Origin of the sequence: Pleomorphomonas sp. PLEO (assembly GCF_041320595.1) — a bacterium.
In the GTDB taxonomy this organism is placed as follows: domain Bacteria; phylum Pseudomonadota; class Alphaproteobacteria; order Rhizobiales; family Pleomorphomonadaceae; genus Pleomorphomonas.
Map to the genome: position 1 here is coordinate 1,829,242 of NZ_CP166625.1, position 19,392 is coordinate 1,848,633.

The 19,392-nt window shown below is 60.7% G+C and carries 18 protein-coding genes; 12 read left to right on the forward strand and 6 right to left on the reverse strand.

Translation table 11 applies throughout. From position 1 onward, the window contains the following. Positions 1-276 precede the first annotated feature (276 nt). Genes AB6N07_RS08305 through dcd form a run of 3 tightly spaced genes read left to right on the forward strand, consistent with a single transcriptional unit; the run spans position 277 to position 2,618 of the window. Entirely contained in the window at positions 277-753 is a 477-nt protein-coding gene (locus AB6N07_RS08305) for a hypothetical protein (RefSeq protein ID WP_370677335.1), read from the forward strand. Continuing rightward, complete coding sequence (locus tag AB6N07_RS08310) at positions 743-1,993, forward strand: hypothetical protein (RefSeq protein WP_370677336.1); 1,251 nt, start codon at positions 743-745, stop codon at positions 1,991-1,993. The genes AB6N07_RS08305 and AB6N07_RS08310 overlap by 11 nt, the downstream gene beginning before the upstream one ends. Beyond that, entirely contained in the window at positions 1,986-2,618 is a 633-nt protein-coding gene (gene dcd / locus AB6N07_RS08315; protein ID WP_370677337.1) for a dCTP deaminase, read from the forward strand. The genes AB6N07_RS08310 and dcd overlap by 8 nt, the downstream gene beginning before the upstream one ends. Here dcd and AB6N07_RS08320 read toward each other — a convergent pair. The 4 genes from AB6N07_RS08320 to AB6N07_RS08335 all read right to left on the reverse strand — a co-directional run bounded on the left by AB6N07_RS08320 (position 2,607) and on the right by AB6N07_RS08335 (position 9,019). Beyond that, on the reverse strand, positions 2,607-2,819 hold the full coding sequence (locus AB6N07_RS08320; protein WP_370677338.1) for a hypothetical protein: 213 nt from the start codon (positions 2,817-2,819) through the stop codon (positions 2,607-2,609). The two genes, dcd and AB6N07_RS08320, sit on opposite strands and share 12 nt — an antisense overlap. A gap of 1,513 nt (positions 2,820-4,332) precedes the next feature. Further along, the gene (locus AB6N07_RS08325; protein WP_370677339.1) at positions 4,333-5,529 is read right to left on the reverse strand and encodes an efflux RND transporter periplasmic adaptor subunit; all 1,197 of its coding nucleotides are present in this window, start codon (positions 5,527-5,529) and stop codon (positions 4,333-4,335) included. Between the two features lie 14 nt (positions 5,530-5,543). Beyond that, positions 5,544-8,735, reverse strand: coding sequence for an efflux RND transporter permease subunit (locus AB6N07_RS08330; protein WP_370677340.1), 3,192 nt, complete (start codon positions 8,733-8,735; stop codon positions 5,544-5,546). Then, entirely contained in the window at positions 8,729-9,019 is a 291-nt protein-coding gene (locus tag AB6N07_RS08335) for a hypothetical protein (RefSeq protein ID WP_370677341.1), read from the reverse strand. Before AB6N07_RS08335 ends, AB6N07_RS08330 begins: the two co-directional genes overlap by 7 nt. Before the next feature lie 197 nt (positions 9,020-9,216). Between AB6N07_RS08335 and AB6N07_RS08340 the strand changes: the two genes are divergently transcribed. The 4 genes from AB6N07_RS08340 (at position 9,217) to AB6N07_RS08355 (ending at position 14,330) form a co-directional block, all read left to right on the forward strand. Continuing rightward, on the forward strand, positions 9,217-9,810 hold the full coding sequence (locus tag AB6N07_RS08340) for a TetR/AcrR family transcriptional regulator (RefSeq protein ID WP_370677342.1): 594 nt from the start codon (positions 9,217-9,219) through the stop codon (positions 9,808-9,810). A 392-nt stretch (positions 9,811-10,202) separates the two neighbouring features. Next, positions 10,203-10,394, forward strand: a complete 192-nt coding sequence (locus AB6N07_RS08345) for a hypothetical protein (protein WP_370677343.1) — start codon at positions 10,203-10,205, stop codon at positions 10,392-10,394. 106 nt (positions 10,395-10,500) lie between these two features. Next, positions 10,501-13,581 (forward strand): class I SAM-dependent DNA methyltransferase, encoded by a 3,081-nt coding sequence (locus AB6N07_RS08350; RefSeq protein WP_370677344.1) that lies wholly within the window; start codon positions 10,501-10,503, stop codon positions 13,579-13,581. Next, a complete protein-coding gene (locus AB6N07_RS08355) occupies positions 13,578-14,330 on the forward strand; it encodes a hypothetical protein (protein WP_370677345.1) in 753 nt (250 codons plus the stop codon). Before AB6N07_RS08350 ends, AB6N07_RS08355 begins: the two co-directional genes overlap by 4 nt. A 90-nt stretch (positions 14,331-14,420) precedes the next feature. On the opposite strand, the gene AB6N07_RS08360 is transcribed toward AB6N07_RS08355, so the two are convergent. Then, complete coding sequence (locus AB6N07_RS08360; protein WP_370677346.1) at positions 14,421-14,828, reverse strand: hypothetical protein; 408 nt, start codon at positions 14,826-14,828, stop codon at positions 14,421-14,423. Between AB6N07_RS08360 and AB6N07_RS08365 the strand changes: the two genes are divergently transcribed. Together AB6N07_RS08365 and AB6N07_RS08370 are read left to right on the forward strand one after the other, a co-directional pair. Next, the gene (locus AB6N07_RS08365; protein WP_370677347.1) at positions 14,827-15,012 is read left to right on the forward strand and encodes a hypothetical protein; all 186 of its coding nucleotides are present in this window, start codon (positions 14,827-14,829) and stop codon (positions 15,010-15,012) included. The two genes, AB6N07_RS08360 and AB6N07_RS08365, sit on opposite strands and share 2 nt — an antisense overlap. A gap of 230 nt (positions 15,013-15,242) precedes the next feature. Then, entirely contained in the window at positions 15,243-15,521 is a 279-nt protein-coding gene (locus tag AB6N07_RS08370) for a helix-turn-helix domain-containing protein (protein ID WP_370677348.1), read from the forward strand. A 106-nt stretch (positions 15,522-15,627) separates the two neighbouring features. On the opposite strand, the gene AB6N07_RS08375 is transcribed toward AB6N07_RS08370, so the two are convergent. Continuing rightward, positions 15,628-16,524: a LysR family transcriptional regulator gene (locus AB6N07_RS08375; protein WP_370677349.1), complete on the reverse strand. Its 897-nt coding sequence runs from the start codon at positions 16,522-16,524 to the stop codon at positions 15,628-15,630. 297 nt (positions 16,525-16,821) lie between these two features. Here AB6N07_RS08375 and AB6N07_RS08380 point away from each other — a divergent pair, with 297 nt between their 5' ends. From AB6N07_RS08380 to AB6N07_RS08390, 3 genes are read left to right on the forward strand one after another with little or no spacing between them, the layout of a single operon-like run. After that, the gene (locus tag AB6N07_RS08380; protein WP_370677350.1) at positions 16,822-17,736 is read left to right on the forward strand and encodes an alpha/beta hydrolase; all 915 of its coding nucleotides are present in this window, start codon (positions 16,822-16,824) and stop codon (positions 17,734-17,736) included. 36 nt (positions 17,737-17,772) lie between these two features. Continuing rightward, complete coding sequence (locus tag AB6N07_RS08385) at positions 17,773-18,408, forward strand: NAD(P)-dependent oxidoreductase (RefSeq protein WP_370677351.1); 636 nt, start codon at positions 17,773-17,775, stop codon at positions 18,406-18,408. Between the two features lie 51 nt (positions 18,409-18,459). After that, a complete protein-coding gene (locus AB6N07_RS08390) occupies positions 18,460-18,840 on the forward strand; it encodes a hypothetical protein (RefSeq protein ID WP_370677352.1) in 381 nt (126 codons plus the stop codon). Positions 18,841-19,392: the final 552 nt, after the last annotated feature.

The following is a 19,392-nucleotide window of genomic DNA, read 5'->3' on the forward strand; positions in this document are numbered from 1 at the left end:
AGTTCGCGAACCGTCACTTTATGGGTAAGCTGATCACCGAATTCTACGCGAGGTCCACGCTGTAAGCTTTTGGCGCCTCGTCGAAAAGGAGCTCTAGCTTTTGCTGTCGGAAAGGGTTCTTGAGGAGTGCGGCACTAATACAATATGTGGAATTACGCCTAGCTATCGCCCTATTATAAGAATCAAGTATGCTCAAGAGGCAAGTTAAAGCTTTGCTAATGTAGAAAGATTAAATTCGGAAAGCGGCACATTTTTTTCAGGATGTCGGGGGATGAAATGACGCATGCGATAGCCTTTAGCCGGATGTCTCGGGATTTAGCTGTTGAGCAAAGCCTGGATGCTGCCATGGAGATTCAGGAAGTTATTTCGGGCGAAAAAGTCGAGTCTCCAGCTTTAAGATCCTTGGTCGAAGCGTTAATCGGCTCGAATGGCGGCGGCGTCTATAGCAAGAACGATCTTCTAGGTAAGGCGAGAATTGCTAGCTTATATGGGAAAGCTTATGCCTATGGGGAGGCCTATGCCTCCTCGGGTGTAGTTGTAAATCAAGCCGAACAACTTGAGCCAATAATAGATCTTTTGCTTCAAGTGGACTCTGGGAATCTATCGAATATTCCTAAGGAGGGTTTGGCACAGATCAAAAATTTTTGCTTGGGGTTGAACCGCACTCTGGCTGCGGAAGCGTTTGGCCGGATTCCAGACGCAATGCAAGCACGCCAGAGGTCTCGTACCTGGCTGTTTAACTATGAAAGTTGAGCTGAGCAGTCAGCGTAAGCTGGATGCGATTATTGCCCAAATCGACAAATTGATGCTCTCGGATTTTCCTCACCCGGATTCTGAGACCGCTTTAGGCATCGTCCGGACTTTCTTTGAAGAGCACCGGGGGCGCCTTGAGAAGGCGGCTCGGTCTGGTGACACAGAATCCTTAAACAGAGTGTGCGTAACGCTTAATGAACGTATAACGCAATATTTACCGATCTTAGGTTTTCTTCTGCGGTCAACTAACGTTCGAAATAGCTTTGAGACTTATGACGCAATTGTCCATATAGCGAAGAGCTTGATCGGACCACAAGCGCGAGTGGTAATGTCTTCAGAATGGGACGCGTCACCGCTAGCGTACCCATTGAATGTTTCCATACTTCCTGGTTTTGCTCTGATCGGGATGCCCACTTACCAATCTGGGAATGCTCTTATACTTCCGCTGGCGGGGCATGAGCTCGGTCATTGTGCATGGGTGGACCGAAATCTAGAGAAAGTTTACACGACTCGTGTGGATGAATTAGCTTGGAACTATATAACTAGTAGGTGGCATGAATTCCGGTCTGCGTTTCCTGAGCATAGCCATCTTCAGCCGATTGCCGCTCAACTTCGGCAGAACATGTTTTTCATGCAAATTATCGACGATATAACTGCGCTTTGCCTTCAGCATGTGGAGGAGGTTTTTTGCGACGCCATTGGCGTAGCTTTATTCGGTTCTAGCTTTGCGCTGGCTTTCCACTATTTGCTTGCTCCAAGCCACGGACAGATGCGTAGCCTGTCATATCCAGAGCTAGGCGTGCGCGCTCGCTTTATAGAACAATATGGTGGATACGATCTAGCAAAGGTTGATTTTACCTCATTTGAAGCAGAATTTAGTGAGCTTCCGCTTAAATTTGAAAATAGATCTGATTCTTTTATTCTTAGGTGCGCAGATTCGATTGTGGAGATTCTGGGCGAACATATATTTCAAGATGCGCAAGAAATGGTAGCTCAAACATGTTCTATGCACATGCCGAGCGATTTGGAGACAGATAATATTCTACATATGTTCGAGAATTCTACTCCGGCTAGGGCCCCAAAAACGTTGGCTGATATAATAAACGCCGGATGGAAGTATACTATAAATAACGAGGAAAGCTTTGACCATGCTAGGCGAAGCCTATCTGATTGGGTTTCTGAGCTAGTTCTCAAAAGCGTTGAGGTTCTGGAGTTTAGGAGGCGGTCAGGAAATGCTTGATTGCGTGAAGCTGGCTGATCTAATAGCTCTTGGGAACAGGGCTGAACCGGATGGATTGGCAATCATACCGGAGCCGAACATCGAAGAGATAAGATCGAGTGGCGAGTCTTCGATCTCTCTGCGATTGGGCAGATGGTTCCTGGCGTTGCGTCAGTCAAGTCAGCCTTTTTTCGATAGTCTTAATGAAAATGAATATAAAAAGACGGAATCGAAGGCTTCAAAGTACTATTACGTCCCCTTTGGACAAGAGTTCGTTCTTCATCCTGGTCGTTTTGTTCTTGGGGCAACTTTAGAGTGGCTAAAATTTCCTACCAGCTATGGCGGCTATGTTGGTGGTAAGTCTTCGCTCGCGCGACGCGGTTTGATAATCGAGACAGCGGCTGGCATTCATCCTGGATTTAATGGTTGTCTCACCCTTGAGCTCGCAAACGTTGGCGAGGTTCCTATAAAAATTCGTCCAGGCATGAAAATTTGCCAGATATTCATTCACAACGTATGGGAAGGAAGTAAGCTTTCAAGTAGCTTACTGGATGGTCGTCGCCGCCCATACCTAGGCTTTCTTAAAGAGGACGACGTCCTGATTAAGTTGACCGAGCGCGCAAAAGATGTGCCCTCAGCCGAGTAGACGACGAACAAAACTTCCGCCGTCATCTTCAAGCTTATAAAGCTTCTTTGCTGCCTCAGACGCTGAGATTTTTCCTTCAGCATGCTGCGTGTGAATTTTGCGCACCTCCATCTCTAGTGACCTAAGTGGCGAAGTCGGTTCTGTCGCGCGCTTAACATCGGCGGTGCGATCTGCGCCTGTATCCTTGGGTAAGGGTGACATAATTCTCTCCTAGAGAACCTTCCCAACGTAATCGATAATTGGAGTGCATGTTACCACGATTCGACGTTCCCGTTTGCCCCAAAAGGCATACGGACTAGTCGAATCTATTGATATAAATCCCTGCGCGCATCTAGGGCTGGCGTCCCTGTTTCGTAGTGGTATGAATAGTATAGATCGATAGCTTAACTCAGATTGTGTTGGACTTGTTACGTATCGTTTTAGCGTTCGCGTGTCATGCAGGGTTCTTGGGCCCTCTCCTGCCTTGCAGACATGGTAGCCGATGAGCGTATCTGCGATTACATCTCTATTTATGGGGCGTGAATTCCCCGGATTTCGGTGGGATACCTTCATTCGTACCTCACCAGTTCCTATAAATTTTAAAACGGAGACCGAAATGGAGCCGGGTGTAGTATTTGTTACTGACAAAGCCAGGGACTCTATCAATCCCATGCAGGCGCGTATTTGGTTGTCTGTGTCGCCTCGATGATTTTTGGTTGGCGGGAGTGATGCCAAGAGATCTCCAAGGCGGACTAGGACCGCATACTCGTCCAGTTTAACCTTTGAAATAGATGTTCTAAACTTCAGATATGCGGAAACGCAACTCAATGTCAGTAGTGCGACGCAGGCGATCACGGTTTGCTTAGGAGATATGGTTCCATAGAATAGAGCGAGCAAAGGCGCCGAGCATGATGTAGCTGCTGTTACTAAAATAGAGAATAAAGTTGTTAACCGGAATAGGTTTGGAAGTTTGACATTATAAAAACCGAGTAGGGCATTCCACGTGTTGTAAAGTGCGCCGTGGTCGTCTTTTAGCCAAACTGCAATTTTCTGATTTCTAACTTCTGCGTCGATAGGCATATGGAACCCTGAAATGCGAGCGCATTCGGGCTCGCCGGCAGATTGAACGACGCGTCATTATTAGTGATATGCGTGTGGGAACACAAGAATCGAAGGTATTTATTTAGGATAGATTTTAACTATGGCGCACGACGCGAATCTGCCGCCTCTTTGATTGCAGTAGCGATCTTCCAGGGCTCGACAATGATTGCGATGTGCAGGACTGACGCTACGCGTTGCGATGCCATGGGAAAATAGACGAATGCAGCACTTGTCGGGCTGCGAAGGCGGCGGCCGCCGGCAAAGTCGCGGCAGGGATTGTCGGTCTGTTAGCCTCATCTCCGCGCTGCCTCGTCACCTGCTTGAGTAACGGCAGGACACCACGACGTCTGCCAGATTCCCCGGAGATTATTAAGGATGATCGGGTCGCCTTCGTCGAAGGTGGAGAAGTTGGCGATCTTAGCGGCGTCGGTGTGACGGAATTAGGCCAAGTTGCCTAGTCGGACCACTCCCATCATCAGCCGCCCTGAGCTGTAGTCGCAGAAGCTCAGGCCAGAAAGGGAGAGGGACAATATAGAGCGCTCTACCCCAAAAAAACACCACCGCCGCCAACCTCTCTCGAGGCGGCGGCGGTCTGTCGTTCATAATCTCCAGCGAAGCGCTCAGGCTCAGCCTCTCACTTCATCGCCACCTTCTCCGGCAGCGGCGCCACGGGAACCCCCGGCCAGATCTTCTGGAGATTTCCCGAGATGATCAGGTCGTTTTCCGTGATGCCGGAGAGGACGGCGATTTTGTCGCCGTCGGTGCGGCCGATTTCGACCATGCGCTGTTCGACGGTGTTGTCCTTGCTGACCACGTAGAGGAATTTGCCCAGCTGGCTGGAGCCGAGCGCCACTTGCGGGGCCATCAGCACGTCGGGCTCGCTGCCGACGCTGAGGCGGAGGTGGACGTATTGGCCGGGCAGCAGGTCGAAGGCGGCGTTGGCGATGGTGGCGCGGGCGGCCACGGTGCCGGTCGACTGGTCGAGCCGGTTGTCGATGAAGGTGAGCTTGCCGGGGTAGTGCTTGCCGGCACCCGTTCCCTCGCCGGTGAGGCTGATGTCGGCGGAGACCTCGCCCTTGGAAAGCGCGGCCTTGATGGTGGCGAGTTCCTTCTCACTAGGGTTGAAGGTCACGTAGATCGGGTCGAGCTGCACCAGCGTGTTGAGCACGGTGTTGCCCGAAGAGACCAGCGTGCCCACCGAGGCGGCGCTGCGGCCAACCCGGCCGGCGAAGGGGGCGCGGATGGTCGAACGCTCGATGTCGAGTTCGGCCGAGCGCACGGCGGCGTTGGCGATGGCGATGCCCGCCTCGGCCTGGCGCAGCGAACTGGTGCGCTGGTCGAAGGTGTCCTTGGCGAGGAAGCCCTTCTGCGACAGCTCCTCGCCGCGCGCCAGATTGGAGCGGACATAGTCGACCGAGGCGGTGTCGCGCTGCAGCTGCGCTTTCGCCTGATCGAGGGCGGCCTGGGCGTCGCGGTCGTCAAGGCGATAGAGCACGTCGCCCGCCTTGACGTCGGCGCCATCGGCGACGGCCTGCTCCTTGAGGAAGCCGGTGACCTTGGCCTGCAGCGACACCGACTGGATCGCCTCGGTGCGGGCGGGATAGTCGAGGAACACCGGCAGCGTGCGCTTGCTGACCTTTTCCACCGGCACCGGCATGGCCTGGGGTGCCGGCGGGGCGGCGGTGGCCGAGGCCGGGGTGGCGAAGAAGTCCTGGATGTGCAGGGTGTTCAGCGCGTAGTTCCGCGCGGCGGGATGGAGCAGGCTGGCACCGGCGCCGACCACGATGACGGCGAGCGCGGTGCTGAAAGGTCGTCTCTTGATCAAAGACATGGCGGAAACTCCGTTCACTCGGCTGCCTTGGCCAGATCGATGTCTTCGACCTCGTTGGCGGCCACGGGATGGGGGGCGTGATGGGGCTCGTCGTGATGGGCGGCGGGGTTCAGCCGCTCACGGATGGTCTCGATCACCACGTAGAACACGGGGGTGAAGATCAGCGTCAGCACGGTGGCCGCCAGCATGCCGCCGACCACGGCGGTGCCCAGCGACTGCCGGCTGGCGGCGCCGGCGCCGGTGGCAAACATCAGCGGCAACGCGCCGAGGATGAAGGCCAGCGCCGTCATCAGGATGGGACGCAGGCGCAGCCGAGCCGCCTCGGTGGCCGCCGCGATGATGCCGAGCCCGTCGTCGCGCCGCTTGCGGGCGAACTCGACGATCAGGATGGCGTTCTTGGCGGCAAGGCCGATCAGCATGACGAAGCCGATCTGCGAGTAGACGTCGATCTGCATGCCGCGCAGGTGGATCATTCCCATGGCGCCGAACAGCGCCAGGGGCACGGTGAGCAGCACCACGAAGGGCATGGTCCAGCTCTCATACTGCGCCGCCAGGATCAGGAAGACGAACACCAGGGCAAGGCCGAACACCACCGTTGCCGCCGAGCCCGCCTTCAGCTCCTGGAAGGTGATGCCGGTCCACTCGTAGCCGAAGTCGCGCGGCAGCGTTGCTGTTGCCACCCGCTCCATGGCGGCGATCGCCTGGCCCGAGGAGAAGCCGGGGGCCGGGCCGCCGTTGATCAGCGCCGAGGCGTTGGAGTTGTAGTGCGGCACGGTTTCCGGGCCCACGGTGGGCTTGAGTTCGCCAAGGGTGGACAGCGGCACCATGCCGCCGGTGTTGTTCCTCACGTAGAGGCGCGTCAGGTCGGTGGCCGCCGAGCGGGCGTCCTGGTCAGCCTGCAAGGTGACGCGGAAGGTGCGGCCGAACAGGTTGAAGTCGTTGACGTAGAGCGAGCCGAGATAGATCTGCAACGTGTTGAAGATGTCCGGCAGGCTGAGGCCGAGCAGCTTGGCCTTGTTGCGGTCGAGGTCGTAGATGAACTGCGGCGTCGAGGTGCCGAAGCTTGAGAACATCTGCCGGGCGTTGAGTTCGGGCTGCTGGCGGGCGGCGGCGAGCAGGCCTTGCGTCGCGTCGTTCAGCGCCTGGCTGCCACGGCCGGTGAGGTCCTTCACCTGGAATTCGAAGCCGCCGGTGGCACCTAAGCCGGGGATGGACGGCGGATCGAACGACAGGGCGAAGGCGTCGGGGATGCCCATCAGCTTGGGGCGGACTTCCTCGACGATGCGCGAGGCGTTCTGCTCCGGCCCGCGCTCTTCCCACGGCTTGAGGATGGCGAACTCCACGGCCGAGTTGGACTGGGCCGCCGAGGTCAGGAAGTTGAGGCCGGTGATGGCGCCGACGATGTCGACGCCCGGCGTCTTTTCCAGGATGTCGCGCACCTGCTCGGCCACCGCGTTGGTGCGTTCCAGCGAGGCGCCGTCGGGCAACTGTACCACCACGAAGAAATAGCCCTGGTCTTCCACCGGCAGGAAGGTGGAGGGAATGCGGTTCCACAGCCAATAGGTGGCGCCGAGGGTGACGACGAACAGCGCCAGCAGCACGTAGCGCAGCTTGACCAGCACGCCGACGCTTGCGGCATAGGCGTGCGACATGCCGTTGAAAGCGGCGTTGAACCAGCGGAATGGCGGGAAGCGCGTCGCCCCTTGATGGCGCAGGAAGGCGGCCGACAGGGCCGGGCTCAGCGTCAGCGAGTTGAAGGCGGAGATGCCGACGGAGATCGCCACGGTGAGCGCGAACTGGTTGTAGAGCTGGCCGGTGACGCCGGGGATGAAGGCGACGGGGATGAACACCGCCATCAGCACCGCCGTGGTGGCGATGATCGGGCCGGTCACCTCTTTCATCGCCTTGCGCGTGGCTTCGAGCGGCTTGAGGCCGGCCTCGATCTGGCGTTCGACGTTCTCCACCACCACGATGGCATCGTCGACGACGAGGCCGATGGCCAGCACCATGCCGAGCAGGGACAGCATGTTGAGCGAGAAGCCGAGCAGCTCCATCACCACCAGCGTGCCGACCAGCGACACCGGAATGGCGATGGCCGGGATGACGGTGGTGCGCCAGCTTTGCAGGAAGATGAAGACCACGGCGATGACCAGCACCAGCGCCTCGCCCAGCGTCTTCAACACGTCATCCATCGACGCCTGCACGAAGGTCGTGGTGTCGTAGTGAATGGCGTAGGCGATGCCCGAGGGGAAGCGGGCCTTGAGCTCCTCCATCTTGGCCTTGACGCCCTGTTGCAGGGCGAGCGCGTTCGACCCCGGCATCTGGAACACGCCGAGCGCCACGGTGGGGTCTTTGCCGAAGAAGGCGGAGGAGGAATATTGCAGCGCGCCCAGCTCGATGCGGGCGACATCTTTCAGGCGCACCACGGCGCCGCTCGGCCCATCGGCGCGCAGCACGATCTCACCGAATTCCGCCGGATCGCTGAGGCGCCCCACGGCGTTGACCTGCATTTCGAAGGCGGTGCCGGCCGGGGCGGGCGCTTGGCCGATCTTGCCGGCGGCGACCTGCACGTTCTGCTCGGCGATCGCCTGCTGCGCGTCGACGGCCGTCAGCCCGAGGTTGGCGAGCTTGTCGGGGTCGAGCCAGATGCGCATGGAATAGCGGCGCTCGCCGAACACCTGCACGTCGCCGACGCCCGGCACGCGCTTCAGCGGATCGAGGATCTGCAGGGCGGCGTAGTTGCTGAGCGCCACCGGATCGACCGAGCCGTCGGGCGAGGTGAGGTTGACGATCAACACGAAGTTCGGGTTCTGCTTTTTGACCGAAACGCCCGACTGGTTGACGATGGCCGGCAGCGAGGACGAGGCCTGCGACACCCGGTTCTGCACATCGACGGCGGCGGTGTTGATGTTATAGCCGACGTTGAAGGTGACGGTGATGGTCGACGAGCCGTCGTTGGAGCTCGACGAGGACATGTAGGTCATGCCTTCGACGCCGTTGATCTGCTGCTCAAGCGGCGTGGTCACCGTGTCGGCCACCACCTGGGCGCTGGCGCCGGGGTAATGGGCGGAAACCACCACCTGCGGCGGCGAGATATCCGGGAATTGGGCGACCGGCAGCAGCACGTAGCAAATGGCGCCGGCCAGCACCATGATGATGGCGATGGCCGACGCGAAGATCGGGCGTCCGGTGAAGAAACTTACCATGTGCAGGCCTCGCCGAGCGTGTTGCGTTCAAGAGAACGCAGCCCGCTCTCTCTTTTGGGCGCATCGCTTGCGCGGAAAACCGGATTCCACTTTTCCGCGCGATGCTCTTGCCCACTGGCGATCATCCAGCAGGGAACTGATTTGCTGTCGGCGTTGTTGTTCAGCCGGTCGCCGATCCGCCGCAATTGACGGCCAACCTTTTCAGGATGGATCCGGTCGGCGGCCATGACGGTCAGCACCAGGGGATCGGCAAGGAGCTCGTCCAACGTGAGTTCTCTTTTCATGGCAAGTCTCCTTCACAGCCAGCATCCCGCCCTAGACGAAGGGTGTATAAGGGCTATGCCGCACCGGGAGGGGGCTAGCCTTGACGTCTCGGAAATGGGGTGTTACCTGTCAGTAACATTCAGGACGTTACAGATCGGTAACATCGTCGTCAAGGCGCGTTGGAAAAATGGCTAATGACGAATTGGTGAGCTGCTGCGTGAAGAAGCCCCGCCAGCGGATCATCGAAATGGCGCAGCTCTTGTTTCGCAAGCACGGCATCCGCGGTGTCGGCGTCGACACGATCGCCGAGGAGGCGGGCACCAACAAGATGACGCTCTACCGGCACTTCGGCTCCAAGGACGAGCTGATCGCCGAGTGCCTGCGCTACACCGCGAGCGGCGCCGACGGATTCTGGGAAGATCTCGAGAAGAGTTCCGCCAGTCCGATGGAGAAGCTGCACCAGTGGGTGCGCGGCGTCGCCTCCTACGCCAGCATGGAAGGCGGCGGCTGCGACCTGCTGACGGCCGCCTTCGAACTCCCCGAACCCAACCACCCAGCCCGCCTCGTCGTCGAAGCCTTCAAGCACGAACAGCGCGAGAAGCTGGTGGCGCTGTGCTGCGACGCCGGGATTGTCGAGGCCGAAGGATTGGCCGACGCGCTGGGGCTGCTGCTGGAGGGGGCGAGGGTGAACAGGCGGTCGGTTGGGCCGAACGGGCCGTCCGCGCATTTCGTGACGATCGCCGAGGCGGTGATCGCGTCGTTCAGCGCGGCGGGGGAGAGGGTGCGGGTGAGGGAAGCGGAGGGGGCGTGAGGGGGGAAGCGGATGGCAGGTTTGCGCACCATTGCCGCCGTTCACTCTTCATCGCGTAATCCCGAAAGCTACCCTTCGCTCGTCCGGCAATGGTGTCTCCATAGCGCGCGGCATGCCCCCCTGTTCATTTCCGCAGGCATCGGCACGCTTGGCGAGTCAGAAATGCGTTTATAAAGCGCCACGGCGTGGCGACCATGCGGAGCAACAATTTGACCGCTCGTTCTCTTTTTGTTCTAATAGAGGAGAGGGACAGAAAGGGCGCAAGATGATTCCATGCGCAAGCCAGATTTCATTATTTCCGGCTTACTGTATTGCCAGAGAGTCGGAAATCTGTATTGCTGGTCACGTCCATGCGGCCGGACAGGGGCGGTCGCGTTGCGAGAGGATGCCCTATGGCAAGTCGGCAGACCGACGCGACCGAACAGGAATCGACGTCCGACAGCGACAGGGAAAAGACGCTCAACTTCAGAGTGAACGAGGAATTCAAAAGAGAATTCAAGGGATTTGCCGCGTCGCAGGGGCTCAGCATGACCGAGCTTCTCAAGGAGGGATACGCCCTCTCGAAGAAGAAGCGGCAGAAATGATCATGGCCTCGGTGCAACTGCCGAGCGCTGGCGCGCGTGCAAGGAAACGCTCGGCCGGGCTTCGGCCCGCACATGGCTTTCGGAAGCCGGCGCGGCGGGGGCGGCAATGACCTCGCTTGAGGACTGGCTCTCGGAGCTCGCCTATACCGACTTTTCGGACGATCTCTTTCGTGCCGGTGCGAGCGCCGGGGCGCGGCCTTATGCCTCCGAGATCGAGGAGATGCTAGCGCCAGATCGCGGCATTGGCGCATCTGCGGTTTTCTGCGTCGGCGAGTTGCCGACCGTTTGCTTCATCGATGCCGCAAGCCTCGCGGGCGATGCCGAAGGCCGGATCGAACAAATCCGGCAAAAGGTCTGGAACCAGAATCTGGCTTCCGTGGTGCTGGTCGTCGATCCGGCTGCGCTGACAGCCTATTCCGCCGTCGACCGTGAGGCGGAGCCGGACACGCTGCCCCGCAGCGACGTTGCGCGCCGGGGCTCCTGGTCGGCCTATGAAGTCCAGTCGGGTTTCATCAAGGACCGGCTGTCCGACTGGTTCTCGCCCGATGCGCGCGTCGACCAGCGGCTGCTGGCAAACCTTCGCCAAGTTGTGAAGTCGCTTGTCCGGGATGGCTTGAGCGAGACCCAGGCCGAGGCGCTCATGGCCCAGGTGATCTTCCTCTGCTACCTTGAGCAGCGCGGAATCGTTGGCAAGGCTTATCGCGAGACCCACGGCCTCGAAGTGCTCGATGCCTATGTGTCGAAGCAGGACGGCGCCGGGATCGACAATCTGCTGAAGCGCCTCGGCGCTGACTTCAATGGCGATTTCCTGAGCTCGAAGGACGGCGGAGCGCCGCAATGGTCAAACCTCGGCAAGGCCGGGTTCCGTTCGGTCAGGCTCTTCCTCGAAGCCGTCGATTTCGAGACTGGCCAGGGCTCATTCTGGCGCTACGATTTCAGCCATATCCCGGTCGAGCTGATCTCGGGAATCTACGAGACTCTGCTGAAGGACCGGCAGGGTAAGCTTGGCGCCTATTACACCCCGCGCCATCTCGCCAACCTCGTCGCCGAGCAGGCGTTCGAGCATTTCGACGATCCAGCGCAGTGCACCGTTTATGACGGCGCCTGCGGCTCGGGCATTCTGCTGACCACGGCGTTCCGAAAGATGCTGCGGCACGCTGAGGTGGCGCGCGGCTGCCGGCTGCGATTTGCCGAACGCGTCAACCTGATGGAGCGCAATGTCTTTGGCAACGATCTCGACGAGACGGCATGCTGGATCACGGCGTTCAGCCTCTATCTGTCGCTGCTCGAAGGGCTGGATCCGGCCGATATTTCACTGCTCCAGTCGGACGAGGATCTGAAGCTCCCCAATGTTGTCGGCGCGGGCCGAAACATTCAGAAGGGTCAGCAGCACGGCGACTTCTTCTCGGCGAGCAATCCGTTCGCAGGAAAGAAGCGGTTCGACATATTCCTATGCAATCCGCCCTGGCGGGAGTCCGATGACGACGAGGCGCCGACTTGGGAAGCCTGGTGCCGCGAGCAGGACCCGCCCTATCCGATCGGCCGCCGCCAGATCGCTGCGGGCTTTGCCTATCGCGCGATGCAGAGCGTCAAGCCCGGCGGCGTTGTGACGTTGATTATGCCGCTCAACCTCGTGATCGGTGCGACCTCGCAGTCCTGCGATTTCAGGCAGCGCTGGCTTGAAGACGCGCGCATCGAGCGCATTATCAATTTTGGCGACGTCCGTCGCTTGCTATTTCCGGCCGCCAAGCATCCGTGCGCGGTGGTGCGCGCCCGCCCGCGTCCGCAAGTCGAAGGCGTCATCGCGCTCGGTGACGAAAAAATCGAATACTGGGCTCCCAAAACCGATGTCAGCCTAGCGCTCGGGCGCCTGGCGCTGCATGCCGTCGACCGCAAGGTTCTGTCCGCGCGAGACATCTACGCCAAGCCCTATCTGCTGATCTCGGCCTATTGGGGGGAACAGCGGGATCTCGACCTTCTGCGCCGCCTGCAGAAGCTGGGGTCGCTGGACCGCACGATGGCGACGCGCGCACCGCAGTGGGTGTCGGGCAAGGGGTTCCACGCCCCCAATCTCAGCAACCCGCGCCGGCCGCTGGGTCCGCTCGAGAATCTAGCCTTTCTGCCGGCCGACCGGATGCCGCGCGATTATCCGGTGATTGCGACCGACGCGCAGCTCGATCGCGTGCGCGACCATTTCGCGGAAGTGGCAAGCCCCGGCGGCAAGAATGCGCGCCTCTATGACGGGCCCCGCGTCATCCTGCCGGACGGCCTAGCCGACGATTATACCGTTCGCGCAGTCTATACCGACATCAGCTTCGCGTTCACTTCGTCGATCGGAGCGATCGGCGGCGACACGGCCGATGCGGCATTGCTCAAGTTCCTAGCGGCCTATCTTCGGTCTCCGATTGCCACCTATCTGCTGATCATGACCGGCTATTCGGTGATTGGAGAGCGGCCGCGGATCGCGATCGAGGACATGAAGGCCTTCTCCTTCTGCGCTCCCGAGAAGCATCCCGACCCGGACGCGGCGGCGAGGATCATCGCCGAGGTCGCGGCGACGATCGACACGCTTGCCGCCATACCGGAATGGCAGCGCGACCATGGCTATGCCAGCGCGCGTCACGCGATCGACGAGCTGGTCTTCGACTATTTTCAGCTGTCCGCTTCTGACCGGCTGCTGGTTCGCGACATGGTGGACGTTGTCGCCAATTCGCTCCAGCCGGCGGACTACGCGAAGCTCGCGACTCCTTTGCTCCATCGGCCGACGGCGCATGAGGTCTCCACCTATGTCGATACGTTGGCGCGCGAGCTGGGAACGTGGCGGAACCGAATCGGTGGTCAAGGCGGGCTCAGCGTCGAGGGCGTCGTCGATGGAGCCGACGGCTTTTTCGGCGCGGTCCGGATCGGTCTGCGCGGTCGCGGGCGCGACACTAGTGGCCTAGTCCGCACGGAGAAGGCATTTCAGGATCTTCTGGCTGATATCGAAACAGGTCTCGGCAGCCAGCTCGACGGGATCGAGCGCGACAATCTGTTCAAGATCCCCAATGCGATGGTCGTTGTCGGCGACGCCTTCTACTTCGTCAAGCCGATGCGCCGCCGCTTCTGGCTTTCCCGGAGCGCGCTCGCGGATGCGGATCATGTCGTGCGGACGGTTCAAGCGGCCGCCTGGGGAAAAGTTCACTCATGACAGCGGCTCCTTCCGACGCTTGGCTGAGCGTCTTTCCTGCTCCGCGCATCCCTGACGTCCTCAACTATCTGGGCACGACCTGGGACTGGCTCCGCGCGAGCTATGCCGATGCTGTGGCGTTTCAGCATGATGAGCCGACCCTCACAGACAATCTCTGCGAAGCGCTCGCCGACCGGGACCGCCGCCTGGCACACCGGATGGATTGCGACTTCCAGGCAGAGACGTGGGAGCTGCGCCGCGCGGCCGACGGCACCACCAGCAGGCTGGCGCGGGCCGACATCCGCGTGATCCTCGGCGCGCCGGGTACGCCCCATCTCGTGATTGAGTTCAAGAAGCTCGACGGTACGACCGGCGCGAGATGGCAATATTGCTTCGACGGCGTGAGCCGCTTCGTTGAGGGAAAATACGCCGTCGGACACGTGTTCGGCGTCATGTGCGGAATTCACCCCGGCCCGCTCGCGGACGAAGTGGCGGCGCTTGCGGACTATATCCGGCAGCCGGAACACGCCGCCAAGCTTTTGTGCGTTGCCAATGGCGCGGGCGACGTCGTCACTTTGCCCTCCTCGGCGGCGCCGGCGCATGCGCGGTTCGATACGGTGCACAACCGGCCGACCCTGACTCCCGCCGGTCCGATCAGCTTGCTACATATGCTGATCCCCTGCATTAGCAGCCTCACGCTGATTGCCCCCGCTAGTCGGCCCCGAAAGGCAAGAGAGCCAAGGAAACGCGCCGGCAAGGCCACGCGCTGACCGGTCAGGAGCGGCGACGCAGGTGCCTCGGCGTGTCCGGGGCGCCATCGCCGACTGACGAGCCAAGAGCTGCCTGTCCTCTTCCGGCAACTATTTGCCGCATTCCATCCATTGCTGTTGTGCCGTCACGGTTGTTGCGGCTTTCCAGCGTTGCGGATGGCGGCGGCGGACCGAGTCGAAGGCTGGGTTGGCTTCGTCGAGGGATTGGGCGGCGAAGATGACTTGCTCGATATCTTGGCGGCCGTGGTCCCAGAGCACGACGACATATTCGAAATAGGTCAGTTTCTGGTCGGGGTTGAGGAACAGCACCTGATCGGGGCGGCCGCCGCAGCGCTGGCGGCGAAAGGCGTTCTGGGCGTCGGTCCGCGTGCGGATCGCGCTTTTTCGCATGACCACGTCGAGCAGGCAGATCCGGCTGCGATTGCAGGCGTCGCACACAACTTCGATGTGGGTGCAGCCCGCCGCTTTCGCCTCGGCTATGGTGGATAACGGCTTCATGGGCCGCAGGATGCGGCTGGAACAAAAAGAGAACAACCAACCAGAAATCGTCAGCAGGGCAGTGCGCTCACCCGCCGTTGCCGTCGCCTCGGGAGAAGTGACAGGTGGCTTTCGCCATGAGTTCGCGGTGATGCGGGGTGGGGAGGGGGAAACCTATATCGGCGTGTCGCTCCATCCTGCCTGAGGTCCTCGCCTTCGCGAGGATGACAGGTAAATTATATAAAACAAAGATATAGCCGCTCGTGATCGCTGCCATCATGCTGTCATCCTCGCGCAGGCGAGGACCTCGGGAGGAGTAAGGCGAGGGGCGGATATCAGGCTCCGAGCGGCACGCCTTATTCCAGGATATGCGGGAATCCCGTATAGTCGTGCGCGACGAACTCTTCGCAGTCATCTTGAGAAGGAGCAATAAGGGTGAAGAACGATCCTATCGCGCTGCCTGTTGATCCCGCCGATGCCGAGGATTTCGATGTGACGGTCGAGGCGCTGGACCGGGGCCAGCGCGCCCGCCTGATCCGCAAGACGCGGACCGGGCTCGGTCTGTCGCAGGCGGAGTTTGCCAGCCGCTTCCGCGTTCCCGTTGGCACCTTGCGCGATTGGGAGCAGGCGCGAGCGACGGCGCCGGATTTCGCCATCGCCTATGTGCGGGTGATCGGTTTGCACCCGGATATGGTGGCGAAGGCTGTCGCCTAGCGAAGGAGCCCTATATCGGCCGCTCGCTCCATCCTGCCTGATGTCCTCTTCTCACGCGAGGAGGGCAGCATCGGCACGGCGCGGGGGCACGTCTTGCTCCCGGTGTTCAGGTCGGCGGAACGAAAACTCTGTCGGGAAATTCCTTCTCCACGACGTCCAGAAAGGCGCGGACCTTGGCGCCGATCAGGCGGCGGGAGCTTTGCAGGGCCCAGATTTCCACCGGCGGTCCGGCTTGGGTTCCCCAGTAGGCAAGCCTTCCGGCCGCGATGTCCGTGTCCACAAGAAGCTTTGGCAACAAGGCTATGCCGGCGCCTGCCAGCACGGCATCGCGGACCATCAGCAGGGATGACAGGCGCAGAACCGGTTGCGGTTTTATCAGGATGTCAGCCTCCGCGTCCGCCTTCATCCGCCAGATGACCGCTGGCAGCGTCGCAGCGAGCAGAATGGCGTTGACGGCGATCTCGTTGCCATCCGCCTTGAAGGCGGGGCGCGGCATGCCGGGGGGTGCCACGATCAAGCGTTCGTCGTTGAGGAAATGGCGGCCAACCAGGCGTTGGTCCGACAAAGGGTTGATCCTGATAACGAGGTCGTAGCCATCTTCAATCGGATCAACCAGACGGTCCTCGGCGACGATGGTCAGCTGGACGTCCGGATAGGCCATGGCAAAGCGGGCGCCGAGCCGGCCCAGCGCCACATGGGCGAAGGCAACGGGCGCGCTGACGCGCAGGCTTCCTTTCGGCGTCGAGGCGCCCAGTGCCACGGCCTCTCCCGCTTCGGCGATTTCAGATAGCAATCCATTGGTTCGCTCGTGCAGCGCCCGCCCTTCGTCGGTCAGGCGCAAGCTCTGCGATCCGCGATCGATCAGCCTTACACCGAGACTTTGTTCGAGTTCGGCCACCCGGCGCGACAGCGTCGCCTTGGAGCGACCAGAGGCACGCTCGGCGCGACCGAACCCGCCGTGGGCAGCCACCAGATTGAAGTCGGACAAGGCCCGCAGATCCATGGTGTGTTCCAGTTTTGTAACGGCCTATTCCAAGATTGGCATCTACTCGATAAAAATGAAACGGTTATCATCAGGGGTATTGTGTACCTCTCGGTGTTCAAGGCCGAGACCTATGCTCTTGATGGTGCCGACTGCCTGACGGGCGAGGACATCGCCCCTTTTACCAAGCTGCTCGGCCATGCGCCTACGCAGCCTTCGCAAAAGATGCCGCCGCCCAATGGGCTCAGGCCTGAACGCGCCTGTTTTCCAACCGCCGATTTCGAGCTGCCGATTTCCAATTCTCCGAGGAGATTTCAAATGGCAACGATCCACCCTCTTGTGCCTGAAGATGCCGCGTTTGCCGCCGCCATGCGTCAGGCCACCAGCGCCCACAAGGGCCAGCCGCTCGGTCCTGAGGCGCGGCCGATATTCGACGCCATGATGGCCGCGACACCCGCCGCCACCGGTGTCCGGATCGAGCCGGCGACTGTCGGCGGTATTTCCGGGTTTTGGCTGCGACCGGACAAGGCATTGCCGACGGCGCGTATGCTCCACCTGCATGGCGGTGGCTACAGTCTTGGCTCGGCACAGGCCGCTGTCACGTTTGCCAGCCAGATTGCCAGCCGCGTCGGCGCCGACACGTTTGTGCCGGACTATCGGCTTGCACCGGAACATCCCTTCCCGGCGGCGATCGAGGATACCGTGGCCGCCTATCGCGGTGTGGCCGCTGAGGGGGCCGAGCGGATCGTGGTGACCGGAGAGTCGGCCGGCGGCGGACTGGCCTTGGCACTGCTGTCGATCGTCGCATCCGAGAAAGGCAAAGGAACCCTGCAGCCCTCCGGCGCCGCCGTCATGTCGCCCTGGCTTGACCTGACGCTGACGGGGAGTACCTTCGAGACCCGCGCCGATGCGGACCCGATCTTCACCAAAGACGTGCTCAAGGCTTTCGCCGACGCTTACCTGAACGGCGCCGATGCCGCCGATCCGAAGGTATCGCCGCTTTTTGGTCCCCTTGAGGGCCTGCCGCCCATCCGCATCGACGTCGGCGACGATGAAGTTCTGCTTGATGATTCAATTCGCTACCGAGATCGAGCCCGCGCGGCGGGCGCTGAGGTAGCCATGTCGATCTGGATCGGAATGCCGCACGTCTTCCAGTCGTCGATCGGTCAACTTGTCGCGGCGGAGCAGTCCGTCGATGCCATCGCCGCGTTTCTTGCCGAGCAGCTCGAGTAAGCGCTTTTTTCCCACGCGACATGACAGGAGCCGACCATGAAAATTCTCGTTCTGGGCGCCACGGGCGCTACCGGCCGCCTTATTGTCCGCGATGCTCTGGCCGCCGGACACGGCGTCGTTGCCCTGGTTCGGTCCAAGGAGAAGGCCCTGGCCGTGGGCCTCACCGGTGTCGATCTTGTCGAGGGCGACGCCCTGGATGAAGCCTCGCTGACCCGCGCGATCGCCGGCTGCGATGCGGTCATCAGTTCGCTCGGCACCGCCATCAGCCCATTTTCCGAAGTGACGATGCTGTCGACGGCCACGCGGGCGCTTGTCCGCGTGATGGCGGCGCAAAAGGTCCAGCGGCTGGTCTGCATCACCGGTCTCGGCGCCGGCGACAGCCGGGGACACGGCGGGTTCTTCTTCGACCGCGTGTTCCTGCCCTTGCTGCTGCGCAAGGTCTACGACGACAAGAACCGCCAGGAAGACGCCATCCGGGCAAGCGCGCTCGACTGGACGATCGTCCGCCCCACCATTCTGAACGACAAACCGGCCCAAGGGCATGTGCGGGCCGTCACCGATCTCACGACTGTGCACGGCGGCTCGATCGCGCGCGCCGACGTCGCCGAATTCGTCGTCCAGCAACTCACGACTGACACCTGGTTGCGGAAGACGCCGCTGATCACCTGGTGACAACCACCGACCGGACATGGCCGCAAGGCCCCTGCAAGAGGAGACCATCCAATGACCCGTGTTTTATTTGTTGGGCAGACCCCGGAGACCGTGGATTTTTCCGACCCCGCGTTGCCGCCAGGCTTTGACGCGGAGAAAATTCGTGCCGGCATCGCCGTCGGCATGAGCAAATTAACAGAGCGTGGCTGGCAGGCGGATGAATGCATGATCTCGCCAGACGAAGCGGGACTCGCAACGCTCGAGAAACAGCTGACGTCGACCAACTACGATTGTGTGGTGATCGGCGGCGGCATGCGCCTGCCCCCGAAGGGGCTCGTGATGTTTGAAAAGGTCGTGAACCTCGTGCACAAGGCCGCCCCCGGAGCGGCGATGGCGTTCAACACGCGACCGGAAGATACCGCCGAGGCCGCCGCGCGCTGGGTGCGCGGGTAGGCCTTGTCGAGCCGCGGCTCGCGTTACCTTGTTCAACGCGTAAGGGGCCGTGTCTGGAGGGGGTGCCGCAGCGGCCTGGGAACCGGCACGGGGCACCGCGCCGGGTTTCGCAATCGCCTATGTGGGGGCGTTCGGCCTCCATCCGGAGATGGTGGCAAAGGCCGTCGCTTAGCGAGGGTGGGGGAGGGAGCCCTATATCAGCCGCTTGCCCCATCCTGCCCGAGATCCTCTGCCTTCGCAGAGGAGGACAGCCTATGGGGAGGAGGACACCTTATGGGAAGGCGCACGAACCTCTATCATTTTGTTTCATCTATATAAAACTGTCTTCCTCTGCGAAGGCCGCTTGAATTCACGTGTGAATTCAAGGTGGATCTCGGGACGCGTAGAGCGATTGGCGGATATCAGGCTCCCTCACCATCAGGTCGCGGAGCGCCGCCTTTGCGCCGTCACTCAGATGGGCCGGTCGCTTCGCTGTTGGCGGGAGCGTCCTTGGCCAAATCAATCCCATTCTCGGGGTAGACGCGCTCGAAGCGGCAGTTGTCCCTGGACCAG